We start from the raw sequence: 15768 nt of genomic DNA, 5'->3' as shown, positions 1-15768 counted from the left end.
TTACCGCCTCTTCACTCTCTTTCGATAGGGAGGGGGCGATGGAGATGAATCATCCCCCCAGGACGGAGCATGAGGATGCGCCGCTCGACCATGCGGTGCTTCTCGCGGCGCTGGCCGCCGCGCGCGCGGCAGGCGTCGCCGCGAAGGCCGGGCAGGGCGCGCCGCCCGCGCCGGTCGAGGAAGATCCGATCACTGAAATTCTGCTTGCCGGCCCGGGCTGGCGGCGGGCGCTGAACGCGCAACAGGGCTGCTTCAACCGTGCTGAAGCGGAGCGTCGCCCGTGATTCCCGCAGCTCCCCTCTTTACCGTTGATTCACCCTCTTCACCGACATGTTTACCGTCGCATTTTAGCGTTCCTTCAATGCTCTGGAGGTACCGGGGGGAATGTGGCGGCGTCGATCGCCGAACCGTGTGTTTCGTTCTGAGGTACGAATGATCGAGAACCAGAAAATCCGTCCCGCCCAGGTGATCGGACCGCTCGGCGAGCCGTTGACGCTCGATTCGCTGCCGCCGCCGTCGACGACGCGCTGGGTCGTGCGCCGCAAGGCCGAGGTGGTGTCCGCGGTCAATGGCGGGCTGCTGTCCGTGGACGAAGCGTGCGAACGCTACAGCCTCAGCCTCGAGGAATTCGCCGGCTGGCAGCGCGCCGTCGACCGGTCCGGCATGCCGGGCCTCCGCGTCACGCGCATCCAGCATTACAAGACGCTCTACGAGCGCCAGCAGAAATATTGATGGATTCCCCCTTCCGGCGTCACGCCGGAAGCGTACACTCCTTCGTGCCGCGCCGAATCCGGCGGGCAGGAACAAGACCGCCGTTGGCGCGTCTTAGCAACGGGTCGCCGCAACGGGCTTCAGGTCGCCGGCGCCGAAAACAGGAGGAGGGAAGCCATGCTCTGGACCATCGTGATCTGGGTTGTTCTTGGCGGGATCATCGGCTGGCTGGCCAGCATCGTGATGCGAACCGACGCGCAGCAAGGGATTTTGCTTAATGTCGTCGTCGGTGTCGTGGGCGCTTTCATCGGAGGCCTGATCTTCTATCGCGGCGTGATCGTCGAGCCGACTGGCTTCCAGCCGTTCCTCGTCGCGTTGATCGGCGCCATCATCCTGCTGGCGATCGTCAATCTGGTCCGTCGCGGCAGCGTCCGCTGAGGGCGTCCGACGCGGCAGGAATGAGGGCCGCCCCATTCGGGCGGCCCTTTTGTTCTATTCCAGCTCGAAGCTCACCGTCAGGCTGACGCTCAGCACCTGCTCGCCGGGCTCGATCCGGGTCGATTCGGCGGCGTCGGCCGCCTGCATCCGCAGGACCGGCGCCGGCGGCATCTGCGTCCCGCCGCCTTCGCTGACGACGAGGATGCGGACCACGCGCATGCCGAGCGCGCGGGCATAGAGATCGGCGCGGGCGCGGGCGTTGGCGATCGCGGCGGTGCGCGCCTCGTCAAGCGCCGCTTCCGGCCGGTCGATCCCCAGTATCGGCCCGTTGATCTGGTTGGCGCCCTCGGCGACCAGCGCGTCGAGGATGCGGCCGCTCGCCGCGATGTCGCGGAAACGGACATTGACCTGGTTCGAGGCACGATAGCCGACGAGCTGGGGCGGCTGATTCTCCTGATAGCGATATTCGGGATGGAGGCTGACATTGCTGGTCTGGATGTCGCGCGCGGCGATGCCGGCGCGCTCCAGCGCCCGGCGCACCGACGCCATGCGCGTCGCATTCTGCCGGATCGCCTCGACCGCGCTGGGCGCCTGGGTGACGACGCCGGCGCTGATCGTGACGATGTCCGGCACGCGGCGCACCTCGCCGGTCGCGACGACATCGAGGCGGGTACCGGCGATCGGCCGCGCGGCGGCGTCCTGCGCGGAGGCGGGCACGGCGACCGGCACGGCCGCCACGGCCAGCAGGGAAGCGGTGATAAGGGGGCGAATCATGCAACACTCCTGAACACGAAGCCGCCCGATGCGGCCTCGTGCTCTCCTAACGCGACAGCCGCTTCATCGTTGCTGAACCGGTCCGAAAGCCTGCGTTCAGCGCCTGACCAGCCGATAGGCGAACAGGATGAGCATGGCGCCGACGATCGCCGCGATGAAGCCGGCGCCCTCGCCGGCCCGATACCAGCCGATCTGCTGCCCCAGGAAGCCGGCGACCAGCGCGCCGCCGATGCCGAGCGCGATCGTGACCAGGCAACCGCCCGGGTCGCGGCCCGGCATCAGCGTCTTGGCGATCGCGCCGGCGATCAGGCCGATCAGGATCCATGCCACCCAGCCATAATCGGCAAGATATTCGCTCATCGTCTCGATCTCCCTTGCGATGGGCCGTGCGCGGCCCTGAATCCCTCATTCATCAATGGTAAAGGGCGGCAAGTGGTTGTAAAGGCACGGCGCATGTCGGCGTTGGGGCGCGGCCTGTTTTTCCGGCTTGTTACGGGTGATATATTCGGATAATACAGCGCGGCATTCAGCTATGTGGCCGCATGGCCCGAGTGGGGACGATGAAAGCGATGAATTTCGAGTCGAGCAAATGGCGCCGCGAGGCGCTCGACGATGTCGTGGTGGACGAGGAGACGCTGGCGCGCCGCCGCCGCAACCGCCGTATCATCATTGCCGCCGTGGTTCTGCTGCTGCTCGCAATCGCCGGCCTGTTCGCGTTCGGCGGCGGTGGCGAAAAGGCGGCCGCGCCGAAGGGCGATGCCGGCCAGCAATTGCCGGCCGTCACCGTCATGGTCCCGGGGCGGCAGGACATCGTCGCGATGATTTCCGCCACCGGCTCGCTGTCCGCGCGCCGCGACATGCCGGTCGGCGTGCCCGGCGAGGGCGGGCAGGTGGTGCGCGTGCTCGCCGAGCCCGGCCAGTGGGTCCGCGCCGGCCAGACGCTCGCCGTGATCGATCGCCAGGTCCAGTCGCAGGAAGCGGCGCAGCTCGCCGCCCAGATCGAAGTGAACCGCGCCGATCTGAGGCTTGCGGAGAACGAATTGCAGCGCGCCCAGGCATTGCTGCCGCGCGGCTTCATCAGCCAGGCCGATCTCGATCGCCGCCGCGCGACCCGCGATGCCGCCGCCGCGCGCGTGCGCGTCGCCGAGGCGCAATTGGGCGCGGCCCGCGCCCGGATCGGCCGGCTCGACGTCCGTGCCCCGACCGCCGGCCTCATCCTCGATCGCAACATCGAGGCCGGACAGGTGGTGAGCGCCGGTTCCGGCTGGGTCTTCCGCATGGCGCAGGGCGGCGAAATGGAGCTGCGCGCGCGCCTGTCGCAGAACGATCTCGCACGGCTGAGCCCCGGCGTGCCCGCGACCGTGACGCCGGTCGGTTCGGATCAGAGCTATCAGGGCACGGTCTGGCAGGTCGCGCCGGTCGTCGATCCGCAGACCCGCCAGGGCGAAGCGCGCATCCTGGTGCCGTACAATCGCGACCTTCGGCCCGGCGGCTTCGCCAGCGCCGAGATCCGCGCCGGTTCGGTGACGGCGCCACTGCTGCCGGAATCGGCGGTGCAGAGCGATACGCGGGGCAATTTCGTCTATGTCATCGGCGAGAACGACACGATCGTCCGGCGCGATGTCCAAATCGGCGAAGTCAGCGACCGCGGCATGGCGATCGTTTCCGGGCTGGAGGGCAATGAGCGGGTCGTCGAATCGGCCGGTGCCTTCCTCAATCCGGGCCAGCGGGTCCGCCCCGAAGTGCATCGCCAACAGGCGCGGCGCTGAGCCGGCGCCGGACATTGAAGTGAATCAGGAACACGGGACACGTCGATGAACTTCCGCAACATCTCGGCCTGGTCGATCCGCAATCCGGTGCCGCCGCTCGTCTTGTTCATGTTCCTGACGCTCGCCGGGATCATCAGCTTCATGCAGATGGAGGTGCAGAACGATCCGGACATCGAATTCCCGATCGTCATAGTCTCCATCTCGCAGCCCGGCGCGGCGCCGTCGGAACTTGAGACGCAGGTCACCCAGCGCGTCGAGGCGGCGGTCCGCTCGCTCACCGGCATCGACGAGATCAATTCCTGGATCGGCGAGGGCAATTCCACCACCGTCATCCAGCTCGATATCGGTACGCCGATCGATCGCGCGGTCAACGACGTGCGCGATGCGATCACCCAGATCAGGGGCGATCTGCCCGACGGCATCCTGGAACCCCAGATCCGGCGCGAGGACACGTCGGGCAACACGATCGCCAGCTATGCCGTGCTGTCCACCGAAATGACGCTGGAGCAGCTGAGCTGGTTCGTCGACAATACGGTGGCGCGAGAGCTGCTTTCTGTGCCGGGCATGGCGACCGTCGAGCGCACCGGCGGGGTCAGCCGCGAAATCCGCGTCATCCTCGATCCGGCCCGGCTGCAGGCGCTCGGCATCACCGCCAGCCAGGTCAACCAGCAGCTACGCCAGGTCAATCTCAACGCCGCCGGCGGCCGCGCGGAGATCGCCGGCTCCGAACAATCGATGCGGATCATCGGCAACGCCGCCAATGCCTATCAGCTCGGCCAGACGCAAATTTCGATCGGCGGCGGACGCACGGTCAAGCTCGCCGACATCGCCAATGTGCGCGATCTCTATGCCGAACAGCGTTTCTACGCGACGCAGAACGGCCAGCAGGTGCTGGCATTCGGTTTCCAGCGCGCCAAGGGCGCTTCGGACGTCACGGTTTTCCACGGCGCGCAGGAACGGCTGCGCGCGATCGAGGAATCCCATCCGAACATCCGCTTCGTCGAACTCACCAACTGGGTCCAGTATACCGAGAGCCAGTACGAATCGGCGATCAAGGCGCTGATCGAGGGCGCGGCGCTCGCCGTCCTCGTCGTCTTCCTGTTCCTGCGCGACTGGCGCGCGACCCTGATCTCGGCCATCGCCATCCCGCTGTCGGCGATCCCGACCTTCTGGTTCATGGACCTGCTCGGCTTCACGCTGAACAGCATGACCCTGCTCGCGCTCAGCCTTGTCGCCGGCGTGCTGGTCGACGACGCGATCGTCGAGATCGAGAATATCGTGCGCCACATGCGCATGGGCAAATCCGCCTGGCAGGCGTCGATCGACGCCGCCGACGAGATCGGCCTCGCCGTGGTCGGCACCACCTTTTCGATCGTCGCCGTCTTCCTGCCGGTCGGCCTGATGCCCGGCGTCGCCGGCCAGTTCTTCAAGAATTTCGGTTTCACCGTCGTCGCCGCGGTGCTCACCAGCCTTGCCGTCGCGCGCATGATAACACCGATGTTCGCCGCCTATTTCCTGAAGGCGAAGGGCACGGCCAGCCATGGCGAAGGCTGGCTGATGGACCGCTACATGTCGCTGCTCGCCTGGACGCTGAAGCATCGCTGGACGACTGTGGCCGGCGGCGTCCTGTCATTGGTCGCGACCGTCTTCATGTTCATGCTGCTGCCGCAGACCTTCCAGCCGAACGTCAATTTCGACCGCAGCGTGGTCAATGTGGAGATGGCGCCGGGGACGACTTTGGCGCAGACCGGGGCGGTGGTCCGGCAGGTCGAGGCGGTTCTGCGCGAACAATCGGAGGTCGAGGGCGTTTTCTCCCGCGTGCGGGTGGGCGGCGCGACGATCGAGGCGGCACTGCGCAAGGACCGCGACCGCACCAATATCGAATTCGAACGCGCCACCGCGCCGGCGCTCAACAATATCGCCGACGCCCGCGTCTTCTTCCGCTCCCAGCAGGGCGGCGGCGGGCGCGATCTGATGCTGACGCTCGGCGGCGACGATCCCGTCCTGCTCAACGAGACCGCGCAGCGGATCATCGATGAGATGGCCGGCGTGCCGGAGCTGCGGGCGCCGCGGATCAGCGGCGATCTCCAGCGGCCGGAAATCACGATCCGCCCGCGCCTGGATCTCGCCGCCGATCTCGGTGTCACCACCGCCGCGCTCAGCAACGCGATCCGCATCGCGACCCTGGGCGACATCGACCAGAACAGCGCGCGCTTCTCGCTGAACGACCGCCAGATCCCGATCCGGGTGGCGCTGGACCAGAATGCCCGCCAGCGGCTGTCGACGATCGAGAATCTGCCTGTGCCGACCGCGACCGGCGGCTCGGTGCCGCTGAGGCTGGTCGCGGAGATCGGCTTCGGCGCCGGCCCGACCCGGATCGACCGCACCAACCAGGTGCGCCGGATCAATATCGGCGCCGATCTCGCCCCCGGCGTGGTCAGCGGACAGGCCTGGACGAAGATTCGCCAGCTTCCGACGATGCGCAACCTGCCCGACGGCGTGCGCGAGCTGGTGCTCGGCATGAATCGCTGGCAGCAGGAGCTGATCCGCGACTTCATGATCGCCGTGGGCTCCGGCATCTTCCTGGTCTTCTCGGTGCTGCTGCTGCTCTACCATCGCTTCCTGCCGCCTTTCGTCAACATGGGCTCGCTGCTGCTCGCGCCGCTGGGCGGGCTGCTTGCGCTGATGATGTTCGGCATGCCGATCTCGCTGCCTGTCTATATCGGCCTGCTCATGCTGATCGGCATCGTCGCCAAGAATTCGATCCTGCTGATCGATTTCGCGCTGGAGGAGATGGGCAAGGGCGTGCCGAAATATGAGGCGATCCTCGATGCCGGCCACAAGCGCGCCCAGCCGATCGTGATGACCACGATGGCGATGAGCGCGGGCATGGTCCCCACCGCCCTCTCGCTCAGCGGCGACGCTGCCTGGCGCGCGCCGATGGGCGTGGTCGTGATCGGTGGTCTGTTGCTGTCGACCTTGCTGACCCTGGTGCTCCTCCCGGGCACGTTCAGCCTCGCGCTGGGCGTCGAGGAACGGCTGGGGCCGAGGTTCAAGCGCTGGTTCACCACCGGCGGCAAGGATGCGGCGGCGCCGACGCCCAGCCCCGCGGAATAGCCGGCGCGGGTTGAACCAACCCGCCCGCCGGCTATTCATAGCCTTATGAGTTCGCTCAAACCGTCGCCGCTCGGCCGTTTCAATCCGGTGCAGAGCGGCGCGCGCGGCATGCGGGCGCTGGCGACGGCGATGCTGGCGGGGATGCTGGCGGTGTTCATCGCCGCCACCAATCTCGTCGGGGTTCATCCCGCCTGGGGCTTCGTGCGGGCCTTCGCCGAGGCCGGGCTGGTCGGCGGCATCGCCGACTGGTTCGCGGTGACGGCCCTGTTCCGCCATCCGATGGGAGTTCCGATCCCTCACACCGCGATCGTGCCGAAGAACAAGGACCGGATCGGCGCGGCGCTCGCCAATTTCCTCAAGGACAATTTCCTCACCCCCTCGGTGGTGGCGCGGCGGATGCGCAATGTGGACGTGGCCGGCGCGGTCGGCCGCTTCCTCGCCCAGCCGCCGGGCGAGGGGCGGCTGCGCGAGGGCGCCTCGCGCCTGCTCGCCGACATCCTGGAAGCGCTCGACGAGGAGAAATTGGGCGGGATGGTGAAAAGCGCGGTCGTTTCCCGCATGCGCGCCATCGAGATCGCCCCGCTGCTCGGCCAGACGCTCGAGGCGGCGATGACGGAAGAGCGGCATGTGCCGATGGTGGACGGCATCGTCACCTGGGCCGGCCGCACGCTCGATGCCAATGAGGATATCATCCGCAACATGGTCAACCAGCGGGCCGGCTGGATCCTGAAACTGGCGGGCCTCGACACGCGGCTCGCCGACGCGATCGTCGATGGCCTTCGCAAGCTCACCATCGACATGGCGGTGGATCCGCATCATCCGCTGCGCGCCAAGGCCGAGGAGGGCCTGGCCCGGCTTGCCGCCAGTCTCCAGTCCGATCCCGAGACCCGCGCCAAGGTCGAGGCGTGGAAGGACGAGATGATCGAGAACAAGGCGGTGGGCGACTGGCTGTCCGGCGTCTGGGAGAACAGCCGCGCCGGCCTGCTCAGGAGCGCGCGCGATCCCGACGCGGCGCTCGCCGGCAAGTTCGGCGAGGCGCTACGCCAGCTTGGCGAGACCCTCCAGCGCGAGCCCAGCCTGCGCCGCGCGATCAACCAGTTCGCCCGGCGCGCCGCGGTGGGCGTCTCGGCCTCCTATGGCGGCGGCATCGTCAAACTGGTGTCGGAGACGGTCCGTTCCTGGGACGCGCGCACCATCTCGGACCGCCTCGAAAATGCCGTCGGACGCGATCTGCAATATATCCGGATCAACGGCACCCTGGTCGGCGGTCTGGTCGGCCTGGCCATCCACACGATCGAAACGCTGATCTGAGGCCGAGACGCCGACGCTGGCAATGTAGGAAATCGTCTGGCACGGTGCCGCGATGCCCTCCCTGGCGCCCTTGCTTCGCCTCGATGCTTTCCGGAAGCCGGGCGCGCTTTGCGGGAAGGGGGTTCGTCCCCGACATAGCGTCAGGTTCGTCAAGTTCCGCGCGTTCCGTTCAGATCGAATCGCATCTTCACGAATGAAGGATTTTGCGGTGGAGGCGGCTTGCGCGGCGCGGTTTGTTGGTCTTTCTTGCGCGCCGATAACAGGGAGGATCGCCATGAAATTCGCCAGCCTGCTCGCCGCCGTCGCCTTGTCCGCGCTTGCGGTGCCCGTCGCCGCGCAGACGCCGCCCGCCGGCCAGACGCGCGAGGAGGCGGTGACGGTGATCCATGCGGGCACCTTGCTGGCCGTTCCGGGCCGCGCGCCACGCCGCGAGGCGAGCATCGTCGTGCGTGGCAACCGGATCGCCGAGGTGCGGGACGGCTATGTGGATATTCCCGGCGCGCGGGTGGTGGATTTGCGCGATTCCTATGTGCTGCCCGGCCTGATCGACATGCACGTCCATCTCGGCGGGCTGGACGACCGTTTTCAGGCGCGGCTGCAGGCGGCGAGCCGGGATTATGAGGACGAAGCCTATACCGCCTTGCTCAATGCCCGTCGCACCCTGCTCGCCGGCTTCACCACGGTGCGCGATCTCGGCGGCGAGCCGCGCACCGTCACGTCGCTGCGCGACGCGATCAACGCCGGACAGTTCACGGGCCCGTCCATCCATGCCGCCGGCCGCGGCATCTCCGTCACCGGCGGACATGGTGGGGTCAACGGGCTCAACCGCGATCTCACCGCCATTGCGCGGGAACGCGCGACCAACACCTGCAACGGCGCGGAGGATTGCCGCCGCGCCGTGCGCGAGCAGATTTCGGCCGGCGCCGACGTCATCAAGTTCGCCGCGACCGGGGGCGTGCTCAGCAATGTCGCCGGCGGCCTCAACCGGCAGATGATGGCGGACGAGATGCGCGCGATCGTCGAAACCGCGCGCACCTTCGGCCGTCGCGTCGCCGCCCACGCCCATGGCGTGGACGGGGTCAATGCCGCGCTGGAGGCCGGCGTCGATTCGATCGAGCACGGCACCTTCACGAACGACCAGAGCTTCGCGCTCTATCGGCGCACCGGCGCTTATTATGTGCCGACCCTGATGGCGCCCGCTGCTGCCCTGGCGGATGGCGAGCGGGGCGCGCTCACTCCGGCCCAGTATGACAAGGCGCGGCAGGCGGCCGGGAGCGCGGTGGAAAGCTTGCGCCGGGCGGTCCGCGAAGGCATCAACATCGCCTTCGGCACCGACAGCGGCGTCAGCCGTCACGGCGACAATGGGCAGGAATTCGCCCTGATGGTCGAAGCCGGGATGACGCCGATGGCGGCGATCCGCGCCGCCACCGTCGGTGCCGCCACCCTGCTCGGCGCCGAGGACCGGATCGGCACGATCGAGCCGGGCCGCGATGCCGACATCATCGCGGTGGCCGGCGATCCGACGCAGAATGTGCGGCTGCTGGAGAATGTCGGCTTCGTGATGCGCCACGGCCGCGTCCACAAGCTCGGCGGCGAACGGCAGCTCACCGACGCGGATTGACCGCCCGTTCGGCTTTGACTTTGCCGTTCCATTGGCCCAGCATGATGGGATGACGGCGCACATCTATCTTCGCTTCCGGGCCCATGGAGGGCAGTCGGCCGCGCGCATCTAGGCCCGGTCCGTATGCCGCGGCCCGGGTCCGCGACCATCACTGCCTTTCCGAAAGACCGATCATGACCACCGATACCGACGTGCGCGCGCGGCCGCGCATCCGCCTCATCGACGAACAGGCCGACATCATCACCCAGCTCGCGTTGCAGGCCGAATCGCGCATGCCGGACGTCGCGGCCCTGTTGCTCGAGGAAGTCGATCGGGCGGAGATATATGGCATCGACACGCTACCCGCCGAAGTCGTTACCTTGGGGGCAGAGGTCGAATTCCTCGACGAAGGCAGCGGCCAGCACCGCCGCGTCACCATCGTTTTGCCCGCCCATGCGGATATCGAAGCGGGCCGGGTGTCGATCCTGACGCCGGTCGGGGCGGGGTTGATCGGCCTGGCCGTCGGCCAGGCGATCGACTGGCCCGACATGGCGGGCCGATCAAGGCGGCTGCGGATCCTGTCGGTGGGCCGGACGGGCTGACCGGCGGGACTCAGTCGCCGCCGGCGCGCTCGATATCGGCACCGACCGCCTGGAGCTTCTCCTCCAGCCGCTCGTAGCCGCGGTCGAGATGGTAGATGCGGTTGACCTGGGTCTCGCCCTTCGCGGCGAGGCCGGCCAGGACCAGGCTCATCGAGGCGCGCAGGTCGGTCGCCATCACCGGCGCGCCGACCAGGGAGCCGACTCCGCGCACGACCGCCGATCGGCCGCGCACCTCGATATCGGCGCCCATCCGGTTGAGTTCCGGCACGTGCATGTAGCGATTCTCGAAGATCGTCTCCGTCAGCAGGCTGGTGCCGTCGGCGAGCGCCAGCATCGCCATGAACTGCGCCTGCATGTCGGTGGGGAAGGCGGGGAAGGGCGCGGTGGAAAGCGACAGCGGCCTGGTGGCGCCGTTCGCTGAGACGCGGATGCCGTCGCGCAGCATCTCGATCCCGGCGCCGGCATCCTTGAGCCCGGCCAGGATGGCATGCATCGAATCCTCGCGCGCGCCGACCAGCTCCAGAGATCCGCCAGTGATCATCGCCGCGCAGGCATAGGAGCCCGCCTCGATCCGGTCCGGCATCACCGCATAGGTGGCGCCATGCAGCCGCTCCTTGCCATGCACGGTGAGCGTGTCGCTCCTCAGCCCCTCGATCTCGGCGCCCATCGCGATCAGGCACTGGGCGAGATCGGTGATCTCCGGCTCGCGCGCGGCATTCTCGATCACGCTCGTGCCCTTGGCGAGCACCGCCGCCATCAGTGCATTCTCGGTGGCACCGACCGACACGGTCGGGAAGCTGATCGTGCCGCCGGTCAACCCACCCTTCGGCGCGGTCGCCTTCACATAGCCGGCGGCAAGCTCGATCTCCGCGCCCAGCGCCTGGAGCGCCTTCAGGTGCAGGTCGATCGGCCGGTTGCCGATCGCGCAGCCGCCGGGCAATGACACCGTCGCCTCGCCGGCGCGGGCGAGCAGCGGCCCCAGCACCAGGATCGAGGCACGCATCTTGCGCACGATGTCGTAGGGCGCGACGGTCGAGGCGATCTTCGATGCGCGCAAGGTCATCACCCGGCCGAACTCGCCGCCGCGCGCGCCCTCGATCGTCGTGGTGACGCCGAGCTGGTTCAGCAGATGGCCGAAGCCGTCGACATCGGCGAGCCGCGGCAGGTTCCGCAGCGTCAGCGGTTCGTCCGTCAGCAGCGCGCAGGGCATCAGCGTCAGCGCGGCGTTCTTGGCGCCGGAGATCGCGATGCGGCCGGAAAGAGGGCGTCCGCCCCGAATGATGATCCTGTCCATTTGCCCTCGCGTTTACGCCATATCCGGCCGCGTGCAAGCCGCGCGCGCCCGGCGGGCAAAAATGCGTCATGCCGTCAATTCTCTTGATTTCGATCAGGGCGGGGCGAACAATTCCTTCCTAAAGTCATGGCGCTGTAAAGGTTGCGTATATGCCGAGGGAAGATGGCTTTGGGGGGTAGTTGTCTCGCGGATCGATTTGCGCAGCATGTGCGCCTCTCCGCCGCCGAACAGGCCGCACTCGATCGGCTGGAAGACCAGGAACGACCATTTCGGCGCGGGTCCGTAATCATTCGCGAGCACGAGTCCGTCCGCGAACTGTTCATCGTGAGATCGGGCTGGCTGCATTCGAGCGCGGTTCTTGGCAATGGCAGCCGCCAGATCATGCGCTTCCATTTTCAGGGCGATCTTCTGGGGCTGCCGCTGCTGGCCTTTCCGGCTTCGCCCGAAACGGTGACGGCGGCGACGGACGTGACGCTCTGCCCCTTCGGCCGGGAAAGGCTGGCGGGCCTGATCGACGCGCATCCCCGGCTCGCGGCGCTGCTGCTCGCTTTCGCGGTGGCGGGGCGCGTGACGCTCGCGGACCGGCTGGCCTCGATCGGCCGGACCCCGGCGCGGGCGCGCGTCGCCGCGCTGATCTGCGAGGTCTATATGCGCCTGCGCGAGCTCGGCGCGCCCAAGGGCGGGCCGATCAGCCTGCCGCTCACGCAGGAGGATATCGGCGACGCGACGGGGCTGACCGCCGTTCACGTCAACCGCATGATGCGCGGCCTTGCCGAGGATCAGGTGATCGCGCGTGCGAACGGCCGCATTCTCGTGCTCGATGAGACGCGGCTCTGTGCCGAGGCGCATTTCCTCGATCGCACGACCATCGAAACGAGCTGGCTGCCGCCGGCGCGTTAGGGTCGTTTACGCCTTTTCCAGCGTGCACTGGAGCGGGTGCTGGTTCGCCCGCGCGAAGTCGATCACCTGGGCGACCTTGGTCTCGGCGACCTCGTAGGGGAAGATGCCGCACACGCCGACGCCGCGCTGGTGGACGTGGAGCATCACCCGCGTCGCGTCCTCGATCCCCATCTTGAAGAAGCTCTGAAGGACCTGCACGACGAACTCCATCGGCGTGTAGTCGTCGTTCAGCATCAGGACCTTGTAGGGCGAGGGCGATTTGGTCCGAGTGCGCGTCTTGGTGGCGACGCCCAAGCCCGTGCCCTGGTCGCCATCGTCGGTCCGATTGCCGTCCGACGCGAATGTCCGTCTTTCGCTCATCGCCATTTCAGCCCTGAGAATATGGCAAGGCGGACGCGCCTCGCAAGGGGTGAAGGGGACGTTTCGGCTACGGATGCGTGCCCGAAAAGGAAAAGGGCGGACGCTCCGACTGGGAGCGCCCGCCCTTCCTACACGGCCGACGGTGCGACCTCACGCAAACTGCCTGGGGGACAAAAGTCCCTTACGCGGCGAGGGTCTTCACGCGCTCGGCCGCGACGGTGTAGCGGCTGGTGATCGGCTCGGCGGCGTCGCCGGCGATCTTGATGAACGCTTCGCTGACACGGGCGCTCTCGGCGACCGCGGCGTCGAAGGCGCTGCGGGCATAATCGCTCTGCAGCTTGAAGAAGTCGGTGGCCGACTTCACTTCCGCGAAGCTCTTCAGGGCCGCCGAAGCGTCCTCGAAGCTCTTGCGGCCATATTCGGCGGCGTCCTGGCTCAGCGTCTCGACGCCCTTGGCGGCGACCTTCGAGGAGGCGACGAGCGCCTCGACATTGCCGCGGGTCAGGTCGGCGATTTCCTCGGCGATCTTCGCACCCTTCTCGAACGCGTCCTTGGCGCGCGCATTGACGTCGCCGAAAGCGGCGGTGAACTGCTCGGTGCCGGCGAACGGCGTCTGGGTCTTGGTGGCCATTTTCTTCACTCCTTGAATCTGTTGCTTCACGCCGGCCCGTGCCGGCTTCACGATCTTCTTCGTCTTCCGCGCGACCGCCGGAGCGGCCCGCTTCGCTTTCCTCGCCCGCGCCGCCGCTTTCGGGGCGGGCTTGCGCCGGACCGGCTTCACCGCCGCCACCGCTTCAGCGGGTTTGGCGACAGGGGCCGGCGTCTCGGCCTTGGGCGCTTCGGCCGTCTCCGCGACCGGGGCTTCCGGCGCCGGCGCGCTGGCCGGGACGGATTCGACGATCGGTGCGGCGGCTTTCGGCTCGGCCATGGTTACGCTCCACTATGTTGCGATGCAGCAAATAGCTGCGCCGCAACGGAATTGCAAGTGTTTTTTGTGCACCGCAACAAAAACGTAATGTGATAGTGATTTCAATTATTTAGCTGTCGGCAAGGATGGAAAGGGCGCCGCTACCGCGCCTTCACATAGCTGCCCGGAGCGTCCTCGATCGCCTTCAGCCGTCCCTTGCCGGGTTCGCGCACGCCGGCGGCGAGCACCTTCTCGTCCGATATGCCCTCGATCCAGCCGATCCAGTCGGGCCACCAGCTTCCCCTGGTCTCGGTCGCGCCGGCGACGAATTCGTCCAGCGTCTCCGCCTTCCCCTCATTGGTCCAATATTGGTATTTGCCGGCCTCGGGTGGGTTGACCACGCCGGCGATATGGCCGGAGCCGGCCAGCACGAAGCGCAGCGGCCCGGCGAAATGGTGGGTGATCTTCCACACGCTCTGCGGCGGCGCGATATGGTCCTCGCGACCGGCCTGGACGTAGGTTGGCGTCTTCACCTTTCTGAGGTCGATTGGCGTGCCGTCGATGGTCAGCGCGCCAGGCTGCACCAGCCGGTTGTCGCGGTAGAGATCGGTCAGATAGGCCTGATGCCATTTCGCCGGCAGGTTGGTCGTGTCGCCGTTCCAGTAGAGCAGGTCGAACTGCGGATAATCCTCGCCCAGCAGGTAATTGCTGGTGACGTAGCTCCAGATCAGGTCGCGCCCGCGCAACAGGTTGAAGGTCGCGGCCATGTAGCGGCCGTCCATGTAGCCCGTCTCGGCCGATAGCTGGCGGATCAGCTCCAGCTGCTCGTCGCCGACGAAGAGCTTGAGATCGCCGGCTTCGGAGAAATCCACCTGGGCGGTGAAGAAGGTCGTACTGGCGACCTTGTCCGCCTCGCCCCGCGCCGCGAGCAAGGCCAGCGTGGCGGCGAGCGTGGTGCCGGCGACGCAATAGCCGATCGTGTGAACGCTCTCGACGCCCAGTCCTTCGCGCACCAGGTCGATCGCCTCGGCCTGGGCGAGGACATAATCGTCCATCGTCACGTCGGCGAGGCTCGCGTCCGCCGATTTCCAGGAAACGACGAACACGCTCAGACCCTGTTCGACCGCCCAGCGGATGAAGCTTTTCTTGGCATTGAGATCGAGGATGTAGAAGCGGTTGATCCAGGGCGGGAAGATGATGAGCGGCGTTTCATGCACCTCGCGCGTTACTGGGGCGTATTGGATGAGCTGGTAGAGCCGGGTCTGGTGGACGACCTTGCCCGGCGTCGTCGCGATGTTGCGCCCGACCTCGAAAGCAGCGGGATCGGTATGGGTGAGCTGGCCCCGGCCGAGATCCTTCAGCATGTGATCGAGACCTCTGAGCAGGCTTTCGCCCTTCGTCGCCATCGCCTTTTCGAGGACCTGCGGATTGGTCAGCGCGAAATTGGAGGGCGCCATCGCATCGACGAATGCGCGGGTGTTGAAGCGGATCTTCTCGCGCGTCTTCGGGTCCACGCCTTCCAGCGTCTCGACCGCGCCGAGCAGCCGGTCGGAAATGAGCATATAGGTCTGCCGGATCGTGTCGAAGAGCGGGTTGTCGCGCCATTCGGGCGCGGCGAAGCGCCGGTCCTGATCCGCCTTGCGCGAGATTTCGGCGGTCTCCGGCGCGCCGCTCATCGCGTGGCCCAGCGCCCGTTGCCAGATCGCCAGGCCCTCGTTCCACATCTCGGCCTGCTGTTGCATCACCTTCGCGGGATCGCCGAACAGGTGCGCGCCCGGCCAGTGCGCCGCGGTTTCCACCGCCTTGTCCGCATCGGCCGGTATCCTGGCCGCCGCATCGCCCATCTGCCGGACGAGATGCTCCATCATCATCTGCTGCGCCCGGCCCGTCACGAAGGTCCAGTGCTGGATGTCCTCCAGGCTGGGCGCGGCGAAGGGCGGCGTTTCGGGCGTCTTGCGATTGTCGGCCATGTCGATCCTCTCGCC

At 67.3% G+C, this 15768-nt stretch carries 15 protein-coding genes; 9 read left to right on the top strand and 6 right to left on the bottom strand.

Features of this window, described 5'->3' with window-relative positions:
• Window positions 1-38 precede the first annotated feature (38 nt).
• From KF780_01130 to KF780_01120, 3 genes are all read left to right on the top strand, one after another.
• A complete protein-coding gene (locus KF780_01130) occupies window positions 39-284 on the top strand; it encodes a hypothetical protein (protein ID MBX3560393.1) in 246 nt (81 codons plus the stop codon).
• A gap of 148 nt (window positions 285-432) precedes the next feature.
• A complete protein-coding gene (locus tag KF780_01125; protein ID MBX3560392.1) occupies window positions 433-732 on the top strand; it encodes a DUF1153 domain-containing protein in 300 nt (99 codons plus the stop codon).
• Window positions 733-888: 156 nt separating this feature from the next.
• Window positions 889-1149 (top strand): GlsB/YeaQ/YmgE family stress response membrane protein, encoded by a 261-nt coding sequence (locus tag KF780_01120; protein MBX3560391.1) that lies wholly within the window; start codon window positions 889-891, stop codon window positions 1147-1149.
• A gap of 54 nt (window positions 1150-1203) precedes the next feature.
• Here KF780_01120 and KF780_01115 read toward each other — a convergent pair whose 3' ends face one another.
• A complete protein-coding gene (locus tag KF780_01115; protein ID MBX3560390.1) occupies window positions 1204-1923 on the bottom strand; it encodes an SIMPL domain-containing protein in 720 nt (239 codons plus the stop codon).
• A 96-nt stretch (window positions 1924-2019) separates the two neighbouring features.
• Window positions 2020-2283 (bottom strand): GlsB/YeaQ/YmgE family stress response membrane protein, encoded by a 264-nt coding sequence (locus KF780_01110; GenBank protein MBX3560389.1) that lies wholly within the window; start codon window positions 2281-2283, stop codon window positions 2020-2022.
• A 209-nt stretch (window positions 2284-2492) separates the two neighbouring features.
• Between KF780_01110 and KF780_01105 the strand changes: the two genes are divergently transcribed.
• The 5 genes from KF780_01105 to rnk all read left to right on the top strand — a co-directional run bounded on the left by KF780_01105 (window position 2493) and on the right by rnk (window position 10322).
• Window positions 2493-3692 carry an efflux RND transporter periplasmic adaptor subunit gene (locus KF780_01105; protein MBX3560388.1) on the top strand — a complete coding sequence of 400 codons (1200 nt, stop codon included), beginning with the start codon at window positions 2493-2495 and terminating at the stop codon, window positions 3690-3692.
• A 45-nt stretch (window positions 3693-3737) separates the two neighbouring features.
• Window positions 3738-6809: an efflux RND transporter permease subunit gene (locus KF780_01100; protein MBX3560387.1), complete on the top strand. Its 3072-nt coding sequence runs from the start codon at window positions 3738-3740 to the stop codon at window positions 6807-6809.
• A 45-nt stretch (window positions 6810-6854) separates the two neighbouring features.
• Window positions 6855-8120 carry a DUF445 domain-containing protein gene (locus tag KF780_01095; GenBank protein ID MBX3560386.1) on the top strand — a complete coding sequence of 422 codons (1266 nt, stop codon included), beginning with the start codon at window positions 6855-6857 and terminating at the stop codon, window positions 8118-8120.
• A 274-nt stretch (window positions 8121-8394) separates the two neighbouring features.
• Window positions 8395-9741, top strand: coding sequence for an amidohydrolase family protein (locus KF780_01090; protein ID MBX3560385.1), 1347 nt, complete (start codon window positions 8395-8397; stop codon window positions 9739-9741).
• Between the two features lie 173 nt (window positions 9742-9914).
• Window positions 9915-10322, top strand: coding sequence for a nucleoside diphosphate kinase regulator (rnk, locus tag KF780_01085; protein ID MBX3560384.1), 408 nt, complete (start codon window positions 9915-9917; stop codon window positions 10320-10322).
• A 10-nt stretch (window positions 10323-10332) separates the two neighbouring features.
• Here rnk and murA read toward each other — a convergent pair whose 3' ends face one another.
• Window positions 10333-11616, bottom strand: coding sequence for a UDP-N-acetylglucosamine 1-carboxyvinyltransferase (murA, locus tag KF780_01080; GenBank protein ID MBX3560383.1), 1284 nt, complete (start codon window positions 11614-11616; stop codon window positions 10333-10335).
• A 162-nt stretch (window positions 11617-11778) separates the two neighbouring features.
• Between murA and KF780_01075 the strand changes: the two genes are divergently transcribed.
• Window positions 11779-12516 carry a Crp/Fnr family transcriptional regulator gene (locus tag KF780_01075; GenBank protein ID MBX3560382.1) on the top strand — a complete coding sequence of 246 codons (738 nt, stop codon included), beginning with the start codon at window positions 11779-11781 and terminating at the stop codon, window positions 12514-12516.
• A gap of 6 nt (window positions 12517-12522) precedes the next feature.
• Here KF780_01075 and clpS read toward each other — a convergent pair whose 3' ends face one another.
• The 3 genes from clpS to phaC form a co-directional block, all read right to left on the bottom strand.
• On the bottom strand, window positions 12523-12876 hold the full coding sequence (gene clpS / locus KF780_01070) for an ATP-dependent Clp protease adapter ClpS (protein ID MBX3560381.1): 354 nt from the start codon (window positions 12874-12876) through the stop codon (window positions 12523-12525).
• A gap of 181 nt (window positions 12877-13057) precedes the next feature.
• Window positions 13058-13804: a phasin family protein gene (locus KF780_01065; GenBank protein ID MBX3560380.1), complete on the bottom strand. Its 747-nt coding sequence runs from the start codon at window positions 13802-13804 to the stop codon at window positions 13058-13060.
• A gap of 140 nt (window positions 13805-13944) precedes the next feature.
• Window positions 13945-15753, bottom strand: coding sequence for a class I poly(R)-hydroxyalkanoic acid synthase (gene phaC / locus KF780_01060; protein ID MBX3560379.1), 1809 nt, complete (start codon window positions 15751-15753; stop codon window positions 13945-13947).
• Window positions 15754-15768 lie beyond the last annotated feature (15 nt).

The organism is Sphingomonas sp. (assembly GCA_019635535.1).
GTDB lineage: Bacteria > Pseudomonadota > Alphaproteobacteria > Sphingomonadales > Sphingomonadaceae > Allosphingosinicella.
This window is presented reverse-complemented; position numbering and strand designations above follow the sequence as displayed.